The sequence below is a fragment of the Bacillus sp. FSL M8-0071 genome (assembly GCF_037975455.1).
Lineage (GTDB): Bacteria > Bacillota > Bacilli > Bacillales > Bacillaceae > Bacillus > Bacillus subtilis.
The window spans coordinates 204,784-224,155 of record NZ_CP150256.1 but is presented as its reverse complement, the minus strand read 5'-3'; the positions used below and the strand labels follow the sequence as shown (position 1 = coordinate 224,155).

Annotated in this window: 18 protein-coding genes and 3 pseudogenes; 5 read left to right on the top strand and 16 right to left on the bottom strand. The window is 39.6% G+C overall.

The features are described from left to right. Nucleotides 1-7: 7 nt before the first annotated feature. Nucleotides 8-268, top strand: coding sequence for a hypothetical protein (locus MKX71_RS01265; RefSeq protein WP_003234883.1), 261 nt, complete (start codon nucleotides 8-10; stop codon nucleotides 266-268). A 40-nt stretch (nucleotides 269-308) separates the two neighbouring features. Here the strand turns inward: MKX71_RS01265 and cypC are convergent, their stop codons facing one another. Further along, nucleotides 309-1,562: a fatty-acid peroxygenase gene (gene cypC, locus MKX71_RS01260; RefSeq protein ID WP_339231643.1), complete on the bottom strand. Its 1,254-nt coding sequence runs from the start codon at nucleotides 1,560-1,562 to the stop codon at nucleotides 309-311. A 172-nt stretch (nucleotides 1,563-1,734) separates the two neighbouring features. Between cypC and blaOXA the strand changes: the two genes are divergently transcribed. Beyond that, the gene (blaOXA, locus tag MKX71_RS01255) at nucleotides 1,735-2,538 is read left to right on the top strand and encodes a class D beta-lactamase (RefSeq protein ID WP_339231642.1); all 804 of its coding nucleotides are present in this window, start codon (nucleotides 1,735-1,737) and stop codon (nucleotides 2,536-2,538) included. 26 nt (nucleotides 2,539-2,564) lie between these two features. On the opposite strand, the gene MKX71_RS01250 is transcribed toward blaOXA, so the two are convergent. The 4 genes from MKX71_RS01250 to MKX71_RS01235 form a co-directional block, all read right to left on the bottom strand. Next, nucleotides 2,565-2,756 (bottom strand): DUF5370 family protein, encoded by a 192-nt coding sequence (locus MKX71_RS01250; protein WP_003234886.1) that lies wholly within the window; start codon nucleotides 2,754-2,756, stop codon nucleotides 2,565-2,567. Nucleotides 2,757-2,772: 16 nt separating this feature from the next. Beyond that, complete coding sequence (csgA, locus tag MKX71_RS01245; RefSeq protein ID WP_003234887.1) at nucleotides 2,773-3,021, bottom strand: sigma-G-dependent sporulation-specific acid-soluble spore protein CsgA; 249 nt, start codon at nucleotides 3,019-3,021, stop codon at nucleotides 2,773-2,775. Between the two features lie 111 nt (nucleotides 3,022-3,132). Further along, on the bottom strand, nucleotides 3,133-4,521 hold the full coding sequence (locus MKX71_RS01240; protein WP_015252942.1) for an amino acid permease: 1,389 nt from the start codon (nucleotides 4,519-4,521) through the stop codon (nucleotides 3,133-3,135). Nucleotides 4,522-4,829: 308 nt separating this feature from the next. Continuing rightward, nucleotides 4,830-6,014, bottom strand: a complete 1,185-nt coding sequence (locus MKX71_RS01235; RefSeq protein WP_282627578.1) for a DUF4885 domain-containing protein — start codon at nucleotides 6,012-6,014, stop codon at nucleotides 4,830-4,832. Between the two features lie 131 nt (nucleotides 6,015-6,145). Between MKX71_RS01235 and MKX71_RS01230 the strand changes: the two genes are divergently transcribed. Both MKX71_RS01230 and MKX71_RS01225 read left to right on the top strand, forming a co-directional pair. Continuing rightward, nucleotides 6,146-7,003, top strand: a complete 858-nt coding sequence (locus tag MKX71_RS01230; protein ID WP_029726941.1) for a hypothetical protein — start codon at nucleotides 6,146-6,148, stop codon at nucleotides 7,001-7,003. 85 nt (nucleotides 7,004-7,088) lie between these two features. After that, nucleotides 7,089-7,859: a protein kinase gene (locus tag MKX71_RS01225; protein ID WP_339231641.1), complete on the top strand. Its 771-nt coding sequence runs from the start codon at nucleotides 7,089-7,091 to the stop codon at nucleotides 7,857-7,859. On the opposite strand, the pseudogene MKX71_RS01220 reads toward MKX71_RS01225, so the two are convergent. The 6 genes and pseudogenes from MKX71_RS01220 to MKX71_RS01195 form a co-directional block, all read right to left on the bottom strand. Next, nucleotides 7,844-8,106, bottom strand: a pseudogene (locus MKX71_RS01220) (hypothetical protein). The gene MKX71_RS01225 and the pseudogene MKX71_RS01220 sit on opposite strands and share 16 nt — an antisense overlap. Nucleotides 8,107-8,164: 58 nt before the next feature. Further along, nucleotides 8,165-8,272, bottom strand: a pseudogene (locus tag MKX71_RS01215) (two-component sensor histidine kinase); the annotation flags it as partial. 205 nt (nucleotides 8,273-8,477) lie between these two features. After that, entirely contained in the window at nucleotides 8,478-10,997 is a 2,520-nt protein-coding gene (locus MKX71_RS01210; RefSeq protein ID WP_339231640.1) for a TIR domain-containing protein, read from the bottom strand. 176 nt (nucleotides 10,998-11,173) lie between these two features. Continuing rightward, a pseudogene (locus tag MKX71_RS01205) lies at nucleotides 11,174-11,407 on the bottom strand (hypothetical protein); the annotation flags it as partial. 149 nt (nucleotides 11,408-11,556) lie between these two features. Then, complete coding sequence (locus tag MKX71_RS01200; protein WP_015252953.1) at nucleotides 11,557-12,729, bottom strand: MFS transporter; 1,173 nt, start codon at nucleotides 12,727-12,729, stop codon at nucleotides 11,557-11,559. Between the two features lie 126 nt (nucleotides 12,730-12,855). Continuing rightward, nucleotides 12,856-13,158 carry a metalloregulator ArsR/SmtB family transcription factor gene (locus MKX71_RS01195; protein WP_003234907.1) on the bottom strand — a complete coding sequence of 101 codons (303 nt, stop codon included), beginning with the start codon at nucleotides 13,156-13,158 and terminating at the stop codon, nucleotides 12,856-12,858. Nucleotides 13,159-13,364: 206 nt separating this feature from the next. Here MKX71_RS01195 and MKX71_RS01190 point away from each other — a divergent pair, with 206 nt between their 5' ends. After that, entirely contained in the window at nucleotides 13,365-13,538 is a 174-nt protein-coding gene (locus MKX71_RS01190) for a hypothetical protein (protein ID WP_339231639.1), read from the top strand. 102 nt (nucleotides 13,539-13,640) lie between these two features. Here MKX71_RS01190 and MKX71_RS01185 read toward each other — a convergent pair whose 3' ends face one another. From MKX71_RS01185 to MKX71_RS01165, 5 genes are all read right to left on the bottom strand, one after another. Then, nucleotides 13,641-14,015, bottom strand: coding sequence for a DUF2294 domain-containing protein (locus tag MKX71_RS01185; RefSeq protein WP_003246482.1), 375 nt, complete (start codon nucleotides 14,013-14,015; stop codon nucleotides 13,641-13,643). Between the two features lie 57 nt (nucleotides 14,016-14,072). Continuing rightward, the gene (locus MKX71_RS01180; protein WP_339231638.1) at nucleotides 14,073-14,363 is read right to left on the bottom strand and encodes a DUF6407 family protein; all 291 of its coding nucleotides are present in this window, start codon (nucleotides 14,361-14,363) and stop codon (nucleotides 14,073-14,075) included. Nucleotides 14,364-14,423: 60 nt separating this feature from the next. Further along, on the bottom strand, nucleotides 14,424-14,954 hold the full coding sequence (locus MKX71_RS01175) for a carbonic anhydrase (RefSeq protein ID WP_339231637.1): 531 nt from the start codon (nucleotides 14,952-14,954) through the stop codon (nucleotides 14,424-14,426). A gap of 76 nt (nucleotides 14,955-15,030) precedes the next feature. After that, on the bottom strand, nucleotides 15,031-17,646 hold the full coding sequence (locus MKX71_RS01170) for a YbcC family protein (RefSeq protein ID WP_339231636.1): 2,616 nt from the start codon (nucleotides 17,644-17,646) through the stop codon (nucleotides 15,031-15,033). A gap of 14 nt (nucleotides 17,647-17,660) precedes the next feature. Beyond that, complete coding sequence (locus tag MKX71_RS01165) at nucleotides 17,661-19,178, bottom strand: NADH dehydrogenase subunit 5 (RefSeq protein WP_339231635.1); 1,518 nt, start codon at nucleotides 19,176-19,178, stop codon at nucleotides 17,661-17,663. Between the last annotated feature and the right edge of the window lie 194 nt (nucleotides 19,179-19,372).

Genomic DNA, 19,372 nt, shown 5'->3' with positions numbered 1-19,372 from the left:
TATCACCATGAAACAAAAGCTGTTACTTTCAGGTCTCGCTGTTTCAACTGTCGGCATCACTTCTTATCTATTAAAAGACCCGTCAAATCGCCAAAAGGCAAGAGAATTCATTCACAGCATGAAGATGAAAATAACAAAACAGCCCGATATGGAAACGTTCCCAGTTGATAAAGCCGGCCACCCGGACCCGCAAGATATCGAGGATAACAAAATGGTATCAGAAGGCTCCATGTATCCCGTCCAATACTACGATGAAAAAAAGAAGTAATCAAAAAGCTCTCTTCGATAAAGGAAGAGAGCTTTTTGATTTACCTTTTTCGTCTGATTCCGCTCATTACGAAGCCGCTTTCAGGCAATGACGGCATTCTGGCGATACTGTAATGCAGTGATTGTTCCGGAACATCGTATTCAATCTGATGGACGAGGAAATCCAGGCTCGCTTTCATGACTTCAATTGTAATGCCTTCCCCTGGACAGCGGTGGCCTTTTTCGGCGTGTCCCCCGCCTTGAGGAATCATATCAAACGGATTTTCTTCCCGCTCCGCAAATCGTTCCGGCCGGAATTCATCGGGATGATCCCATAGACGAGGGTCGTGGTTCGTTCCATATACATCAAGCAGCACCGATGTGCCCTTCTTAAACTCACAGTTATTCCATACAAAATCTTTTTTGACAAGCGCCCCTAAAAACGGGCCGAACGGATAATATCTGCGGACCTCCTGCACAAACATTTCTCTTTCCCGGCTGTTTCCAGACCGCAGCCATTCCTTGTACTTCGGATGCTCATGAAGCGCCAAAGCTGAAAACACAAGAAAGTAAGAAATGGCGACAATAGGCCGGAGTACATTAATCAGCTCAATGGCTGCCATGCGGGAATCCAGCTGGCTTCCATCTTCTTGTGTGTGAAAAGCCATTTCATGCAGCGCTGTTCCGGGAGTTGTTTTCAGCAAGCCGGCACGAGCATCTTCAATCATGACTTCAATCCACTCTTCCGCACGTGGCCTTGCTCTTCTTCCCTTCCAATGCCGCGGTCCCACAGCACCGAACGCGTCGACCATGTCAATGAAGTCATCCGCTCTCTCTTTGACTTCCGTTTCCTTCAACGGAACACCTGCCCAATAGCACGCTACCCGGCACAGGATTTCTTTTGCTTCTTCAAATAACACAACCTCATCTGCCTTCTCCCATCTTGTGACTGCTGCTTTCCACTCCTCTGTCATCAACTCAGCCAAACGTTTTTGATGCGGCGGTGTCATCAATGACAGAAAAAGCATCTTCCGATGGATATGCGCGCTGCCATCCATTCCCTGAATCGCATTAACACCAAACAGCGATTTCTGCACCCGCTTAGGCAAAGCGTTCTGCCGCTGGAATCGATCCGTATCATAAAACACCTTCGCCGCCTCAGCGCCAGTCATGCAAATAAAGTTTTTTCCCAACAAACGGGCCTGAAACAGATCTGAATTGTAGCGCTCTGTTCTGTTTTTAATAAATAAATACCCTTCCTTCAGCAGTGTCAGACTGTTATCGAGACTTTTGTCATGTGGAATCTGCTCATTCATCCGCTTACCCTGCCTTCCTTTTTACCCTCTATTTTCACGTTATCTTCCGAATATAAACCCAGTGACAGTATTTGTTTGCAAAACCAAATTTAAGCGCTTTTTGATTATTTTTTAAAGGAAGAACAAACGAAAGAGAGAAAAGGTAGTTAATCAAAACAAAGGGGAGAACAAAATGAAAAAATGGATATATGTTGTGCTTGTGCTGAGTATTGCAGGGATCGGCGGCTTCTCCGTCCACGCAGCGTCATCTGCTCATGAAAAACACTTGAATGTCAGCAGAATGAATGTCGATGATGAATTCAAGGATACGGATGGAACCTTCATTCTTCACGATTTACAAAAGGAGCAGACATTTGTCTATAACAGAAAACGGGCAAATCAAAGACAAACTCCGCAATCCACCTTTAAAGTCGTGAACGCTTTAATCGGTTTGCAGGTCAAAGCTGTAAGAGATGAATACGATGTTAAACGATGGGACGGGGTCAAGCGTGAAATCGAATCATGGAACCGCGACCATACGCTTGGCTCGGCCATGCGCGAATCCGCAATCTGGTATTATCAGGCATTAGCGAGAGATATCGGCGAGGAAAGGATGAAATCATGGCTTCATACACTATCTTACGGCAACGAGGATATCAGCGGGGGAATCGACCAGTTTTGGCTGCAAAGCTCGCTCACAATATCTCCGCTGGAACAAGAAACTTTTTTGGAGAAACTGGCTAAAGAGGAGCTTCCATTTGACAAGCCGGTGATGAAAATCGTCAAGCGCATGATGATTCAAGAGGAAGGCGATCATTTCACGCTCTACGGGAAAACCGGAACTCGCCTGACTGATATGGGATTAGGATGGTTTGTCGGATTCATCAAAACAGAGCATGGCTCTTATGTCTTTGTCACCAATGTCGATGATTCCGGCACAAAAGCCAAAAACATCACCGTGGATATCCTGAAAAAGTATGGCCTGATCACATCCTAAATAAAAGAGCCCTGCACGGCAGGGCTCTAAATCTCATGCTCAAAACAATAATGATTCACAAGCTCTTCAATCAAATCATGATCGGGATATTCCCCGTTAAATTCAAATTCGATTTCTTCCACAAACTCTCCTTGATGGTACACATGGATGGCTCCGTTTTGACGGACAACGCTAAACTCCGGCTGAAATGTATATCCGCTTCGTTCAATTGCTCCCATTTCTTACCCGCCTTTCTCAAAGCAGTAATTCATACACCTCGTTTAATTCCTTGGCCCGTTTTTGATCCTGTTCATTCTGGGCATACTTAATTTCTTTTTCTAATACATGGTTCAAAAAAGACATTTCATTATCATCTAAGTCTTTTACAAATTCCTCTTCATTTGCATAACGCTTCGCCAGCATCTTCTTGCAAATACGCTGGCAGACTTCATTTTCTAGATGATTCGAAAGTGATTCGCGCAAATAACCGAGTGTAACATCCATTTCATGAACACCTTTCCTTCTGCTATCTTTACCCTATAGCTTGCTAAAATAGGGAAAATCCATACGCGAAAAATAAAAAAAGAGACATCCGTGAATGTCTCTTTTTTATCGTTATTCAGCTGCTTGTTCGCTTTTTGTCAAATTGGCCTGCGTGCGTTTGCCAATCCCAAACACATAATAACTAATGACCACAAGCGCTAAGAAAATTACGCCTACAATCAGAGAGATACGAGTATCATCGTTAAACCACATGCCAACCAGAACCATCAGCAAGAAAGCAATCGTCAAATAGTTAGTAAAAGGAGCAAACGGCATTTTGAATGGATGTTTATCTAATGCAGCACCCTTCGCTTTTCTGAATCCGATATGGCTGATCAAAATGATAAACCAAGGAATCATCCCTGGGAGCACGCTTGCGCTGTATACATAGACAAAGATCTTCGGCGGCGCTATATAGTTCAGTACAACACCGACAGCCAAACCGATCAGCACCGCAATTGTGCCATACAGCGGCACACCATTGCGTGAAATCTTCTTAAAGAATTTCGGTGCTTGTCCATTGACACCCAGTGTATACAGCATGCGGCCCGCGCTGAAAATACCGCTGTTACAGCCGGACATTGCAGCAGTAATCACGACAAAGTTAATAATGCCGGCCGCTGCCGTAATTCCGATTTTCGAGAACGTAGACACAAACGGACTTCCGAGTGAGTTGAGCTCATCCCAAGGATACACCGTCACGATCACAAAAATAGCACCAATGTAGAAAATCAAAATACGCCAGATAATACTTTGAATCGCATTTCTTAGCGTGTTTTGCGGGTCCTTCGCTTCACCCGCTGTAATTCCGATCAGCTCAACTCCTTGATAGGCCGCAATGACAAGAGACAGTGCAAAGAAGAAACCTGAGAAACCTCCTGCAAAGAAGCCCCCGTGAGACCACAAGTTCGACAAACCGATCGCATCTCCGCCGTTTCCAAAACCGAAGAAAATAATTCCGATTCCCGCAATAATCATCAAGATAATCGTCACGATTTTAATCATCGCAAACCAAAACTCAAATTCCCCAAACGACTTAACAGAAATTAAATTCGCCGCACCAAGAATCACCATTGCCACGATACCAGGTATCCAAGCAGGCAAATCCGGGAACCAATACTTCATATAAGAACCGACAGCGATAATTTCTGACATGCCGACGATAATCCACTGGAACCAGTTGCTCCATGCTGTTATATAACCTGCCATCGGATGAATATATTGATGGCCGAACGTCGCAAAAGAACCTGTGCTCGGCTCGACATACAGCATTTCACCCATCGCACGCATAATAAAAAAGATAAAAATTCCGCATATTGCATAAGCCAGAAGGACAGATGGGCCAGTCCATGAAATCGTGCTGGCAGAACCCATAAACAAGCCAACACCGATTGTACCGCCCAAGGCGATCATCTGAATATGGCGCGCGCCCAGGCCCCTCTTTAATTCTTTATTTGCCACTCCTCTTCCTCCTCCTAACATAAATGAGAAAACAGCAGACCTGCTTGCCTTCACATGAATCAGCGATAACAATCAGAAAATTCAAACTTGAAATTGTTATATAATCTCCTAAATTACTTATTTCATCATAATAAATTTCTCTGGAAAATACAATTGTTTTTTTCAGGTAAACACCTTTGTTCAGAGTTTTGAATCGTTCACTTCTTTTAAAATCTTTTATATAAAAATAATAAAATTATTTGAATATTGAAATTAATAAACCCCTTAGATTCTCATAAAAAATAAGCTGTTCTACATGAACAGCTTACCTAATAATTCACACCCGTTTGACGCTTTAATGCTTCAAGCCACCCGGTATCTCCGGTCCCATAGCTCTTGCTTTGTCCCACATCTCTCAGAGATCCATTGCTGTAATCAATTGATAGGATGAAATCCGGAATGGCATTATACCCGGCTTCCGCGATTTTACTGAGCTCTGAACGATAGTAAGATATAGCATAAGAAGCCGTTTGTTTCTGCACTGGATCTTTTTCAAGTTCTTCTTTATAGACGTCTAATAAGTCACGTCCATCAGGCGTGACATACCGCCCGTCAATCACTTCTAAATCCTTCAAATGGTAACCTGTGACTTCGTACATCTCACGAGCAGCCTGATACTTTTGATAGGCCTCTTCGGAAAATTGTGCTGAATCACTGCTTTGGCTTTTCATGATGTGCAAAAATAGTTCTTTGCTGTTGTCCCCAGATTGCATTACTTGCTCAATCTGCTTAATCAGTGCCTGATCGTCTGACCCGCTTACCCGCACCTGATAGTCAATCGGTGTGATTGTAAACGTCAGCTCTGTCCCCTCTGGAATATGAATATGGTTTCGATTCAACAGCACTTGCAGCTGCTGGTTAACCTGTCCCCGCTGATACACCTTTTCATTCTCAGCTTCCACTTCCCCATGAAATGTGACATTCCGAAACGCAGCATCCTGAAGGTTATAGTTTTGGGCCTTGCCTTTGAATAGCCATTCTGTTTCATTATCGTAAGCGGCCTGTCTTTCTGCAGCTGACAGATCACTTCTGAAATAAGGAGACTTTGAATTTTGGTACTTATCCTTAATATAGCCTAATGGATCAGACTTTGTTTTGTTAATCGCATTCATCCTGCTGTATTTTTCATCTAGTATTTTGATTCTGATATCACTCTCAGATTCATAGGGGTTTTGGCATTGAATCACTGTTTCTTCCCCTGTGTCTGTCACTGTTCGATCATTCGCTGATTGATACACTTTGCTGAACGTCCCGCTGTTTCCCGACACGCTGGTTTTAGAATAATTGAACTGATTGATTCCCCCAGTTGAAGATTGTGACTTAAGCCTGCTGTATGCCTTTTCCAGAACTGCCGCTGGATTTTCAGTCGCATTCTCCCGTTTGGCAGGCGCATTCTTGCTCAATATGTTCTGTGCCATCAGCTGAGTGCGGATAAATTGCCGATTCAGACGCATTGAATTCCCTCCCGAGTATTCTCTCTTATTCTTTTTTATCGGCAAAGATAATGTATATATTAACCTCAAAAAACATTTATTTACACCTAAATCGTTATTATGTATGATGGAAATAAAAGGAGGTTGTTTGCATGGTGAAAAAATGGCTTATTCCATTCGCTGTTATGCTGTCTGTCTTATTCACCTTTACGTATTCGGCATCAGCTGCCGGAGTCACTGCTATCACAGGAAACAATTCATTTGATACCGCAATGCCGATCGGTTATTGGAAATATAAAAATATCGATACAACAATACTGGAAGCTGGACAAGATGAAGCCTATTTCACTTTTACGGCTAATAAGGGAGAAAAAGTATACGTGAGGAGTACATACCAGAGCGCGTATACAGGGATGAAAATTGAAATTTATGATAAGAATAGAATACCTGTTTCTCAAGGGACAGAAGTCATTAACCCTAATACGTTTTCTTCTTTTATTTATGCAAATGCAGACGCCCAAAACACGACAGATACCTTTTATGTGAAAGTGTCACGAGGCACCTATACCGGAAACATGTATTTTACACTTTCAATTGAAGACCGAATCAAATCAGGCAGCGGAACATTCCAATTCAGCGGCGTTGCTGAAAATAAAGGAAATACAAGCCTTAGCCCCTCAGGTTCTGATTCCAGCGTGATCAAGGTTGATTTAACAAACCAATCCGGGATACCGCGTGATGCCATTGTAACCAGAGTTCAGACAACCGCCACTCAAACACCAAGCCAGGGAAATACACGCCACCTGATCATGACGAACGAAAACAACGAATGGCGCCGTGCTCTTGTAAACAGCTCGACTTCAGGGTCTTATGATATCTCTTTGTCAGATCAACTCAGTGTGGCAAAGGTATGGAGTTTTAAATATAATACATTAGCGACAGCCAGATCGACGATGAGCAACGTAAAAGCAAAAATAGATTATGAATACGACGTGACAAAGCAGTTTTAACTTATACCGAGCCGGTTATCCGGCTCTTTTTTATTCTCAGTCTAGAAGGTAAACTATAGTCAGTACAACCAAGGGAAGTGCAGACATGGCATTAAAGCTTCTAAAAAAACTGCTATTTGACCGCCCTCTAAAGAACGGCGTTGTCTTAAATCATCAATACAAAATCGAAGAGTGCCTCGGTATGGGAGGCTACGGTTTGGTTTATTTGTGCACCGATATCCTAACTCAAACACCTTATGTCTTAAAGCAGCTTCGGCCGACAAAAGCGAAAAAGGAAAAAGAGAAAGTCCGATTCCAACAGGAAATAAAACTGCTCAATAGCATTCACCACCCGCAAATTCCGGGCTTAATAGATGAGTTCATCATAGACGGACAGGCTTATTATGTCATGCAGTTCATTGAGGGAGAGAATATAGAAGAATTATTATTTTTTCGAAAACAGCCGTTCACAGAGCTTATGGCATTACAACTGATTTCGCAGCTGCTTGAGATTATAGAATACCTGCATGATCGCCTTATCTTCCACAGCGACATCAGAACGCCTAATATCATCATCAATGACGGCAGGCTCTGCCTCATCGATTTCGGCCTTGCCAAACAATTGACTCCTGAAGAAATGGAGGAAATAAAGGTACGAAAACAGGATGACTTCTTCGATCTCGGAGAAACGCTGTTATTCCTGCTGTACTCTCAATATAAAGGAAAAAAGAAGAAAAACGGCACTTGGCTGGAGGAATTAACACTGACAAAGGAAGTAACCCTGCTGCTGAAAAGATTATTGGGCATTGATGAGGAGTATCAGCACACCGCTTCCATTCGCGAGGATCTAAACCGGGCCATTCAATCGGTCACATAAAAAAACCCTTGTCCCAAAAGCGGAACAAGAACTTTTTTGGATTAACTGCTGCTGTAGCTCCGGCGTTTGTAACGATGACTGCCGCCATAACGGTCGTAGTGTCTTCTTTTGCCCGGGCTGCTGCTGTAGCTGCGATAATGTCTGCGCCGGCTGCTGCTGTAATGCCGGTGTCTGCGATATCGGTCACTAGAACTGCTTGAGAGGTACTTAATCGTTTTGATGATTTTTTTAAACATATGATGTTCACCCCATTTCTTTCTCCCTATTATATAAATTTTATAGGAGAAAGAAAAACATCAGCGGGGTCACTCTTTTGAAAACAAGAACCCCGTTCCGTTATCATTTGTATGCAGCTCATAAGTAATCGCAAGCAGCCTGCATGTATCCTCAATAATCTTTAACCCTAGCCCTTGGTACTCCACTTTCAATAATGTTTTCATATGATGCTCCTTTTCACGCGATATGGAAAGGAGCATCATATGAAAATAAATTTCTAATTTAATTAAACGAAAGTCAATTGTTATTCTCACTAAAATCGAGTTTATTTCTTCTCATTAAAAACCCCCTTTCGATTTTTCTTAAAAAAGGGGGGATGTATAATAGTAGTTCCATATATAATTAGTATGTATTAACTTCAGTTGCATGTGTAAACTCATACCTATTTATTTTATTTTCTAATAAGCGCTTTGCTGTTTCTGATGCATTAATATCTCTAGCTATTACTCTAGCCTTAGAAATATCACCAATTACAGCAGTGTATACGGCAAGACATTTTAAATAGTCTCTATGGTATTTACTGCTTGGGTTGCCGTGAAGGTTTTTAATATCTTCTAAGACAGATCTTAATTTCTCTTTTTTATTCAATTTTTCATACACATCAAATGTGGCTAGAAGAACAAAAATATCTTTAGAATATAAAAAAGTATTTGCTTCAATTAATGCTTCAGCTGCATTTAAGTCTTCATTTAAATAAACTTGGAACTGGATGTTCATCACTAAAGACATACTTTTTGCTTTTTCAGAATCTATCTTTTTAATATCTTCTAATAATATTTTAGCCTTTTCTTTTCGTTCTCCAAAACTAATAGCTTCACTTTTACCATAGGATAAGCATTGAAAATATGCTTGGATATGGTATTCATTACTCCTATTCGATTCATAATTTTCTCTAGCCAAATTCAATGCCTTATCATATTCTTCATTATTATTATAGACGAGAACTAACTCTCTTTTAGCTCTTCCAAATTTAGGTCTTTCGTCAAGTGCTTTTAACAGGCTATTTATTGCATCTGTATCTCTGCCTACGTGTCTATAATAAAAGCCAAATAAAAAGCTGTGTTCCGGTCCATTAATTTTTTGAACTTCGTCTTTAAACCTTCCATCTTTCAATCTTGCCAAAGATGAGCATAAAAAATAACGTATCTCTCTAGCTATATGCTTATCCATAAATTCTTCGTTTTCTAAAATTCTATCTGCTAAATCTACCACATCTTGGTCCCTATCCCTTCTGTCATATAATTCTTTCATTGATTTTAAATAATGAGATGGGATTAGGAATCTACTATCCACATCAAGATTTTCACTTACGGCTTCTCTTAAAGAATAAAATACATCTGATACATCCCTATCATTAACTTCGTCAAATTGATTCATAAAATCTCTAACATGCTTACTTAAAGCTTCTTTAAACTCTTTTCCCATTTCAAATCTTTGCCGTTTAACATAGTTTTTAATTGCAGAATTTAAACACAAGTATTCTCCATTTATTCCTAGATTTTCACAGATTCCGTTTGTTATAAATTCTTCAATAAGAAAATTATATTCATCAGAGTTTTTTATTATTTCAAAAAGCATGCTATAACTAATAAAATCAAAGGTAGCAATCAGCGCCAACAAGTTATATGCTTTTTCATTTTTATCATATTTAGATACCAACCTTGAAACTTTACCATCTGAAAAATCAGTAATTATAGACGTATGCCTTTTTAATTCAGTAATACTATGATACTTTATATAGTCTGCAGTATAAATTATTTCTTTTGGTAAACCTGAAAAAAAAGTCGTAACAAATTTTATATCGTCTTCACTTAACCTTAAATCTAAAAGTCGTATATATCTTGTAAATAAACGACTTCTCTCACTAACAGATAGTTCCGGTACATGGATAGCATGAATCGACTCAGCCTTTGATAAATCTTGGAATTTTGTTCTGTGTTTGCTTATAACACACAAAGTCATCCCATTATTTAAAGCACTCAGTTCATTATTCAAGTTTATAAACCATTCACTTATAGTCCTTGTTGCTGATACAATTGCTCCTTCATCTACAATTAAGAGAATATCTTTTGCATTTTTCATTTCTTGTAACATTTTTAATGCAATTTGAACTTTTTCATCTTGAGAAAGCATAATGAGTGATTTATCTAGACTATCTTGAGATCCAAAACCTATGTCATTTAAAAGCAATATTAAATCCTCTATACTTTGATGTGCATCTAATACTATAGTAGGCATAAAATAACTCTCATTAATAATACTAGATTTAATAAGACTTTTTCTTAATAATGATCGTCTTCCTATTTCATTCAACCCTGACGCAATTAATGAGGTTGGTATAGGTTTATCAAATGAATCCATTCTCTCTTCAATATTATCAATTAAATCATTTCTACCTACAAAAAATGTGTTTTTCTCTTTCATTTTCGGGTTTTTTTCCCACACTAACTCAATTAGTCTATTATGTATTTTTCTTGCCGCAACTGCAGATTGAGAAATGTACCTGATATTGTATGTATCTCTCATCCAGTCAGGAATTCTCTTGTCATCATGTGTTATTTTTTCATCAATTATTATAGGATATATTTTTCTTAAATCATTTTTATCTAATAAATCTTTCGCTTCTAGAATTTCCTGTTTTACCCATGGAGAATCCAATGCAGTATCGGAAATAAAAAGCACGAAAATTTCTGTACAATTCAACCACTTAGAAATCTCTTGCGAGGTTTCTTGACCTTCTTCAAATGTTTTTGCATCATAAACTAAATTATCTAAACCAATCAGTTTAGTTAGATTTTTTACAAGATTTTCTATATAAAACGTTTTATCGTTACTACTATGAGATAAAAAAACTCTTCTCATAAAAGTCCCTCCCACGTTACTTTATTTTCAGAATGTTCAAATTACAGAAGATACGTCAGCACTAAAATCGCATTTCTTAAGAGTGTTAAGTAGGATTTAAATTAAGTAATAGCTTGAATATGATTTATAACCCTTTAGACAATATTAACTAATACTGTTTTTAAGTGCAAACTTTTTTAATACGGCATAAGTATTTTTTCGTGCTCAGTAACACTCTTGGCAAAGTAATACAACTTATCGACATCACAGCCCCGATGCAGTGCAGCGTAGTATGCGATGAATTGCATCGGAGCAGTTATTGAATTTACTTTTTGCAGTACGAATCTGTCATCCGCATCGTTTAGACCTGGGACGCTGGGGTTTACGTGCTGTGTTGCCAATATGAATACTTAAGTACTTTGTTCGATCAAGACAAACTCTCCGTCGGCAAAAATCCTTTTCAACTTCAGTGGGCCTTCTACATGACGGAATTTGAACAGCTAAAAAAACACCCGCTTACGAGCGGATGCTTTTTCGAGATGAAACCATTGAATTTCAAGGATGAAAACAAATCATTGTATTATTGATTAATATCTTTTAGCGCTTGTTTCGGTTGCGAATTGAAAATCAGCAATGATGCAATAATGGCAATCATAACCCCTAACGCACCAACCCAGGTAATCGAGGCCAATGATACGTTTTCCACAAAAACCCCTCCTATTCCTGCGCCGACCGCCATGGCGAATTGCATCATTGACTGATTCATGCTAAGCAAAACACCTGACATTTCCGGTTCTATTGTAGCCAGGTGAAATTGCTGTGTCGGACCGGTGGACCATGCGGCAAACGACCATAATATGAGAATCACCAACACTCCGATATAGGAATGAGTAACAAGTGACAGCAGAATCAGTGTGACGATATGCAACGTCATCCCGCCAACGAGTGTAAAGGGCACTCCCCATTTATCGGTGCTATATCCCCCAAACTTTGATCCAACCAAACTGGCAATTCCAAATATAAGCAAAACACCGCTAAGCAACTTGCCGTTTATACCTGAGATGTTCAAGAGATACGGTGACAAATAAGTGTAAGCAACAGAATATCCCCCGAGCCAGAAGAAAGTGATTGATAATCCCATAGCCACTTTCCGTTTTTTGAAAAGAGCAAGCTGTTGAAGCAAAGGCACAGGCTTATCCCCTTCAGTATGCGGAAGAGTAAAGAAAATAACGACCATTGCGATCAATCCCAACAAAGCAATGGCTCCAAATACAGACTTCCAGCCTAATGCTACTGCTATCATTCTTCCAAGCGGAACACCAATGATTAAAGAAGCGGTAAATCCCATCACGACCGTAGCGATGGCACTTCCCTGCTTCCCTTCCGATGCAATCTTAGCGGCAATCGTTAATGCGGTGACAACCACCACACCTGCTCCCATCGCCATAATGATCCGCGCTGCAATAAACCATCCATAACCAGGCAGTACAAAAGCCAGGACATTACCGAACACAAACAAACCTAGGGCATACATCATCAATTTGCGTCTATCCATACTTGCTGTCAACGCCATAAGTACGGGTGTAGAAAGAGCATATACAAGTGAGAAAATGGTAATAAGCTGGCCCGCGGCAGCTAAAGTGATCCCGAGAGTATGAGCAATTTGATCCAAAATTCCGGAAATGATGTACTCTGAGGTTCCAACTAAAAAGCTGACAATGGCTAAAATATAAATTTTCCAAGTGTTAGACATAAAACATTCACTCCTTAATTATTAATAAACATATCACGAATTATCGATATGTTATTATAAAAAATAAACACATCGTAATATGTCGATATGTATGATATAAAAATAAACATCTTTTGATGTTTATTTTTATATCTCTGTTTTAAGAAAGTCAGCAAGTTTCCCAATGGCTTCTTCATCTCTTTTGTAATATGTGTACTTTCCAATACGCTCCGCCTTAATCAAGCCGGCTCTTAAAAGGATGGTAAGATATTGAGAAGCTGTCGATTGCGTCATTTTCAATTTGTCTGTTATTTGACTGACACATACCCCGATTGTGTTCATATCAATCCCTTCATGGGGTGCAAAATGACGATCGGGCTCCTTCAGCCATTGTAAAATTTGCAGCCTTGATTCATTTGATAAGGCTTTGAATACTTCAATTGGTTCCATATGGATTATTATATCGTTATATTCCGATATGTCAACCCGTTTTTTGGATATTTTTAATTAAAGGTTTATCTCTGACTAATTCCGTGAAATGAAACTGAAGACAGCATATCAATTTTGTTCACCGCTTAAATTTATCATCAAGCTTTACGAAATTGGTCTCATAATCAACTCACAAAACACTTGGAGGAACCCAGCAGGTGACAAGGATGTTTTCAAATATTGTTCAAGTGACTAATCACCAGCATCAAATTCATGTATTTAAAATAGATGTGAAAAAACATCCGCTCATAACAACAGCGGATGTTAGATCTTTCGACAGGAATAACAAAACAGTGTACTATGAATTGACATCTCTTTATGTCAGCTTAGGTTATGAATAAAAGTTATCAATGATGCCATAATTGTAAAACAAAAGAATCGGCAGTTCTTTATGTTCAATTCACAACAAATTCCATACCGTCAAAACATTTATTTTCTTTAGATTATAAGATCTTTTCCAAATTTTTCTCCAGATCATTACATAATTTAAACACCATCACTCGTTCACCTGTCCGGGAACTTAAATCAGTATGAAAACTTTTCACTTTTTCTCCGGTTATTTTTAAGATAATATCCTTAAGGCCTTCTATACCTGATTCGACTAACTCCGAACGAGTTTGTTTGATAGATAACATACCCTCTTTTGATCCACAAACTACATATTCGGCTGGTGTTAAAATCCCTTTTAAATTGACGATGATCATGTCCCGCAGTATATCAGTCTTAACAGATACAGACCCCCGCCCAAGATAATCCTTCTCCCATTGAGTGATGGACTTACTGATCTCTGATTCAATAGAACCCTTAGACTTTTTCATATCTAATACATCTCCTGAGCAAAAAAATTGGCATATTCTATTTGTGATTTCGTCTCATTAATATTCTCTTACAACATATCCTTCATATACACCTTCAATATCCAAATCAGTTTTACCGTTTCTTGTGACCACTATCATTTTGGATAACATATTTTCTTCCATCATAGAGTAGACATGCAAAAATCGAACATTTCCTGAATGGGTTTCCTCAACTTCTTCATAAGACTTTAGATGATAAAAATCAATTGCTTTTCTAATTAGTTTTTTCATACATTCCATATTTTCACGATCAAACGAGTTCATTTCCTCTATTGTTTTCGTGACAAAATCAGTTAAATTAGCGCTCATACAATCTCCTTAGAACTGCTTTCTCCATATATAGGTGCGTTTAGAAGTTGAACCTGTATTTCATCGTGACAAGCAATGATCAGGTATGGCTTGACCTGTTTTAGCATCAGGACCCTCCATAATTGAGGGTTTTCCATCCTTATGATGAACGAGTAAACCTCGAACTTTAACATGTGACGGCACTAGTGGATGATGTCGAATCATATCAACACTTTTTTCAATGGTGTCACTGCTATTTTCATTTAGCCATTCATCGACCGTACCACCAAAAAATTCAGGCTTGCAATTTTGAAAGAGATAATCCAATGTTTGTATTTTATCTTTCATTGTTTCAAGTTGAGTTAGTCCATTACCTGCGGAAGTCTTCTTATCTTTTGTTCCTACTACAAAAATCTCCTCAACATCTTCCTGGTAAATCGCAAAAATAACAGACCTCATGATTTCTCCATAAGGATGTGAAATACCGGCACCATAGCTTTGTATAGTCAACATATTCTCTGCAGAAGTGTTAGTCGCTTCTTGTAAAATAGGCTCCAAACCGTTTTCAATATCCGTCAAAAATAATACTTTTTTATTTTGGTTTACATTCATACAGCACACCTCTTCCTTATGTTTATCATTTTTATTTTGAATAACAAATCCATTTGATAAATGCTTAGATTCATCATTACCAGCTTTCCCAACATCCTTCTGGATCAATATTAGCCAGTCGGACCCATCCATTTTGAACTTTTTGCAGAAATGCTGAGTCATTATTTAATAACCGTTCTACATATTCTCTAGGTGCCTGGATGAGTATCAATAAACGAAGAGGAGAATGATAGGCCTCGTGATCTGATTCCATGACGGATTGCCAAGGCAGTCCGGCTAACAAGTCGCTTGCATTCCCCTGCATAACGCCGAGACCTGCAGTAACGGTTTGAGTTGCTTTATTTCCGCTGCCATAATAATGAGGCGCTACCGTTGATGCGTAATATTGTAAATTAATCCATTGGGCTACAGTTCCAGGTCCTGCAATAATATTTGCTAGGAGTTCACCGCTTTCATCCTGCTTCCAATCATAATTATGGAGAAAGGCTCTGCCTTCCAAATCACAATCCTGAGTTAGTTCACGTTTACCGATAATAAAAGCGGCATTACGAGCCAGTCCCCATTCCGGACGTATCTCACTCCAATCTTCCGCAAATCGGTTTGCCTCAGCCTTCGGATTTTTTAGCTTCGATTGGAAATTCGGTAATTGGGCTAGACGTTCTGCGTTTACATGATGTCTCACTTTCGGCATAACGGCTTCAATTTGTTCAAATGCTTCTTGTGCAGCTTCGGAAAGCTCTGGTACATAAAGCCAATGTAATTCATCTACTGTTGTATTATGTTCAGCTGCTGCAAAAACCGTATCCTCAGGAATTTTAATTCCTTCAGCTAAAAGAGCTTCTCGTACCTCTGATAGATTACATAAAGCAGCTAAAACTCTTGCATTGAATCCACCGGCCGCTCCACCGCAGGCACCACAATCAAGGGCTGCAGAATAAGGATTATTAGTACTTTGACTGCCATGCCCGCAAATTACGACCAATGGTGCGATGTTCTCTGTTAACCCCATCATTTTTAATGCTTGGCGAGCATAGTTCACTTTTTCTTCATCAGTAAAACCCACGGGTATTTCTGCCTCTGTAGCATCATGGTGAAGCGAGAGTTTTGTATCAGGTTTGCGCAACCAAGCCTCACGGAGATTACGAATGAAACGACCCGCCTTTCTTGGCACAAAGCTACGGGCTGCCATTTGCAGAGTAAGCCAAGGTCCGCTTAGCTCAGGCAGTAGTAAGCTCGAAAGCGCATTCTGCTTCATCGTTTTAAAGGTATGGCTTAAAGAATGAATTGCTTGCTTCCGTTGATTGTATTTTTTGAATACATCCTCATCTGCGAACTCTTTTATTTTATTTTGCGGTTTTTGTATGATCGGCAAGGAAGCATGACTGTGTTTACTGCCAAGTTCACAAGTTGCAATCGGCACCCCGAAGAAACCAGCAATACCAATCGTTTCAAACGGGCCTTCTTTTTCTAGTTGACGACGAAAAGGTTCTGATCGTACATCGATGCAGAATGCTAATTGAGCTAATGCAGATTTTTTACCGCCGGTTTCACGTTGTTTCGAGATGATCTTCTGGCTTAATCGATCAGTGTACGTTTGTTCCCAAGCTTCTAACCAAAGTTTCTTGCGAAGTTTCTCATCAAAGCTGTAGGCAAATGATAAATATTCGTTTTGTTCAATGGCCGTCATCTGTGACCATTCTTCTAATGTAAGCCCACCCCAATGAATCCAAGCTGCTATAAGGGGAGCAATTGAAATTTTTTTCTTAGATCGTTCATTAGTCAAAGGTAAGTATGGCTTTATAAGAGCCCACTCCATGGATATTCGAACCGCTAAATATTCTGTTAGGAGTGCATGTTCGTGGCTCGATTGCTGGGAGCGCCAAAGCATCATCCCTGCCCATCCAGGTAATGAAAGTAAATGACCTTCAAGATAAGTCTGGATTTCTGACTCTGGGATTTCTAGTGCGAATAAAGCTTCCTGTAAAGCCAAATGTGCCTCTTTCGGCCAACCTTTTACCCTTTCTCGCTGCTTTTTACTAAGTGCTGGATCATATTGAATGAGATGCTGCCAAGCACGATAAAAACCTTCCTCACGATTAGGCATTGTCCAGCCTGCTTGAGAGTCATCAAGATATAATTTACTCCACTTAATGACATGATGATCTAGTATATTGACTAGCCTTTCACCATCTTGATTCTCTATATACGAACTTAGTGGTTGCATAAACACATTCTCGATATGATCCAATCCACTACATTCACTTACTAATTTCTCCAGCTCATGTGATGATAAAAGGTCGGAAGGCAGGGGATCTAACTTTAATGCAGCATGACAAAATCGCTCTGCCACGTCCCGTGGGATGTGATAGGAATGTGAATCAAGCCAACGCTGCAGCCCCATTTCCACAAAATCTTCATCAATCTCACCTTTATTCTTTGCTGAACGGATCATAGACGCACTAGGGTATATATCAACATCGCGAGTGTTTTTCAACCAACTTGCAACCTGATCAAAAGGTTGGTTTTCAAGTCCCATCCACGGATTACGTGCAGCAAATGTAGAAATAGGCCAAAGTGGCGCAATCACTCGGCTGGCAGATGTAATGAAAACGTTAAGATCCCTTTCTTGAACATCAATATCTGTATCTATCTTGTTTACATTATCTTTCGTTAATACTGATGTAATGCCCATCTCAGATTAGCTCCTTATGAAATATATTGTTTAAGGTAGTCTGGGTGACTCTCTACTGACTTTGGTTTTGCTTCACCTAATCGAACTAACCAAAGATAGAGTACCGCGAAAAAAACGGAAGAACGATGACGAGCAACCCACGTACCTAAAGCACTGCCAAATAGTAAGAGACATACGACAATCATGACAGCTGACATTGGAGGTTGAACACTTTGAAAAATGGTTGTATGCAGCCACTTATAGAAAAGGTTATGAATGATAAAATATACGAGGGCTGCTCCTCCTAAAACAGTTAAGCCGGCAATTCGGCCAATTCGGCCTTCTCCAAAAGCGACAAGCTGAGTCCAAGAAACGGACAATGACCACCCTAAGATCAGCGCACTGATTAAGTGATACCCGTCTCCAGGAGCAGTGAGCCAAAAAGCAACACCTATAACTAAGGATAAAATCCGACCAGCCATGACCCATAAATAGGATGTTCTTTCATTAGTACGAGCCGATACTTCATGACGCCCTACTGCTGAACCAGCTTGTAGAAACAACGTAGCCTTGAATAAACCATGTAAAATAAGATGAATAATGGCTGCTATATAGGCGCCTAATGCACACTGAATGAGCATAAACCCCATTTGTCCAATCGTGGAGCCTACTAACTGGCGTTTATAATCAACCTGGACTAAACTAATTCCAGTTCCAATCAATACAGAAATGCCAGCAAGCAGAAGTAAGATAATCGAAGCGATACCACCATGAAATAGAGGTGAAAATCGAGTTAGTATTATTCCTCCTGCATTTACTAAACCTGCATGCATAATCGCAGAAATAGGGGTTGGAGCAACAATAGACTCAACCAACCATCTTTGGAACGGCCATTGAGCTGCAGGAATGATCACCGCCAGTACAATCAATAGCTGAATCCCTGTTCTCTCCCATTCTCCCAGCCCAGCTAAACTTTCATTTGTTACAACCAATGATAACTGCCATTGACCTGTGGCATGAAAAAGCCACATCATCGCAAAAAACAAAGAAAACCAACTTAACAAAAATAACCGGCCAGAAATTTTGGCTGCTTCACTAGCCACTTGCCAAGCACTGTTTAACCTTATAAGTAAGGTTAAACCAACAAGAGTTGCTCCCCAAAATAGAACCATCAAGCGGAGATCACCACTTAACCATGTCATTGAAGCAGCTCCTGTTGTGAAAGTAAAAAGCGTAAAATATTTTCGATAAGATCGATCCCCCATTAAGTAATGTACAGAAAAACGCTGAATGATGAATCCAATTGCAAGAACAAAGAAAGTCATTAAACAAGCTAAGGAATCTAAGTGCCAAGGGCCAACATTTCCACTCACACCACTATTGGCAAGAATCAGTAAGGAAACCAAAAGTGGTAAAGCCAAGATCCCAATATGAATGCGAACAAAACTCAAGGGTACTCGCGGATGTAAAAACAATAGTCCACTAATCCCAGAAGTCATAAGCATAATAAAAAATAATGTTAATAATGATGACAAACTCAGCGAAACTAACATTCTAAATTCTCCCTTTTTTAAAACTCATTATTGGTCAAAAGACCTTTCAATCAGATCATATTTGTCTATTATTTATTTCAATTTTTATTTATCTCTATTTTTTTCCAACAAAAAAGCCGACAACTTCAAAATTTCAATGATTATGTTAGATCATTGAATCCTGAAAATTGTCGGCTTCACTTCAACTAACTTCA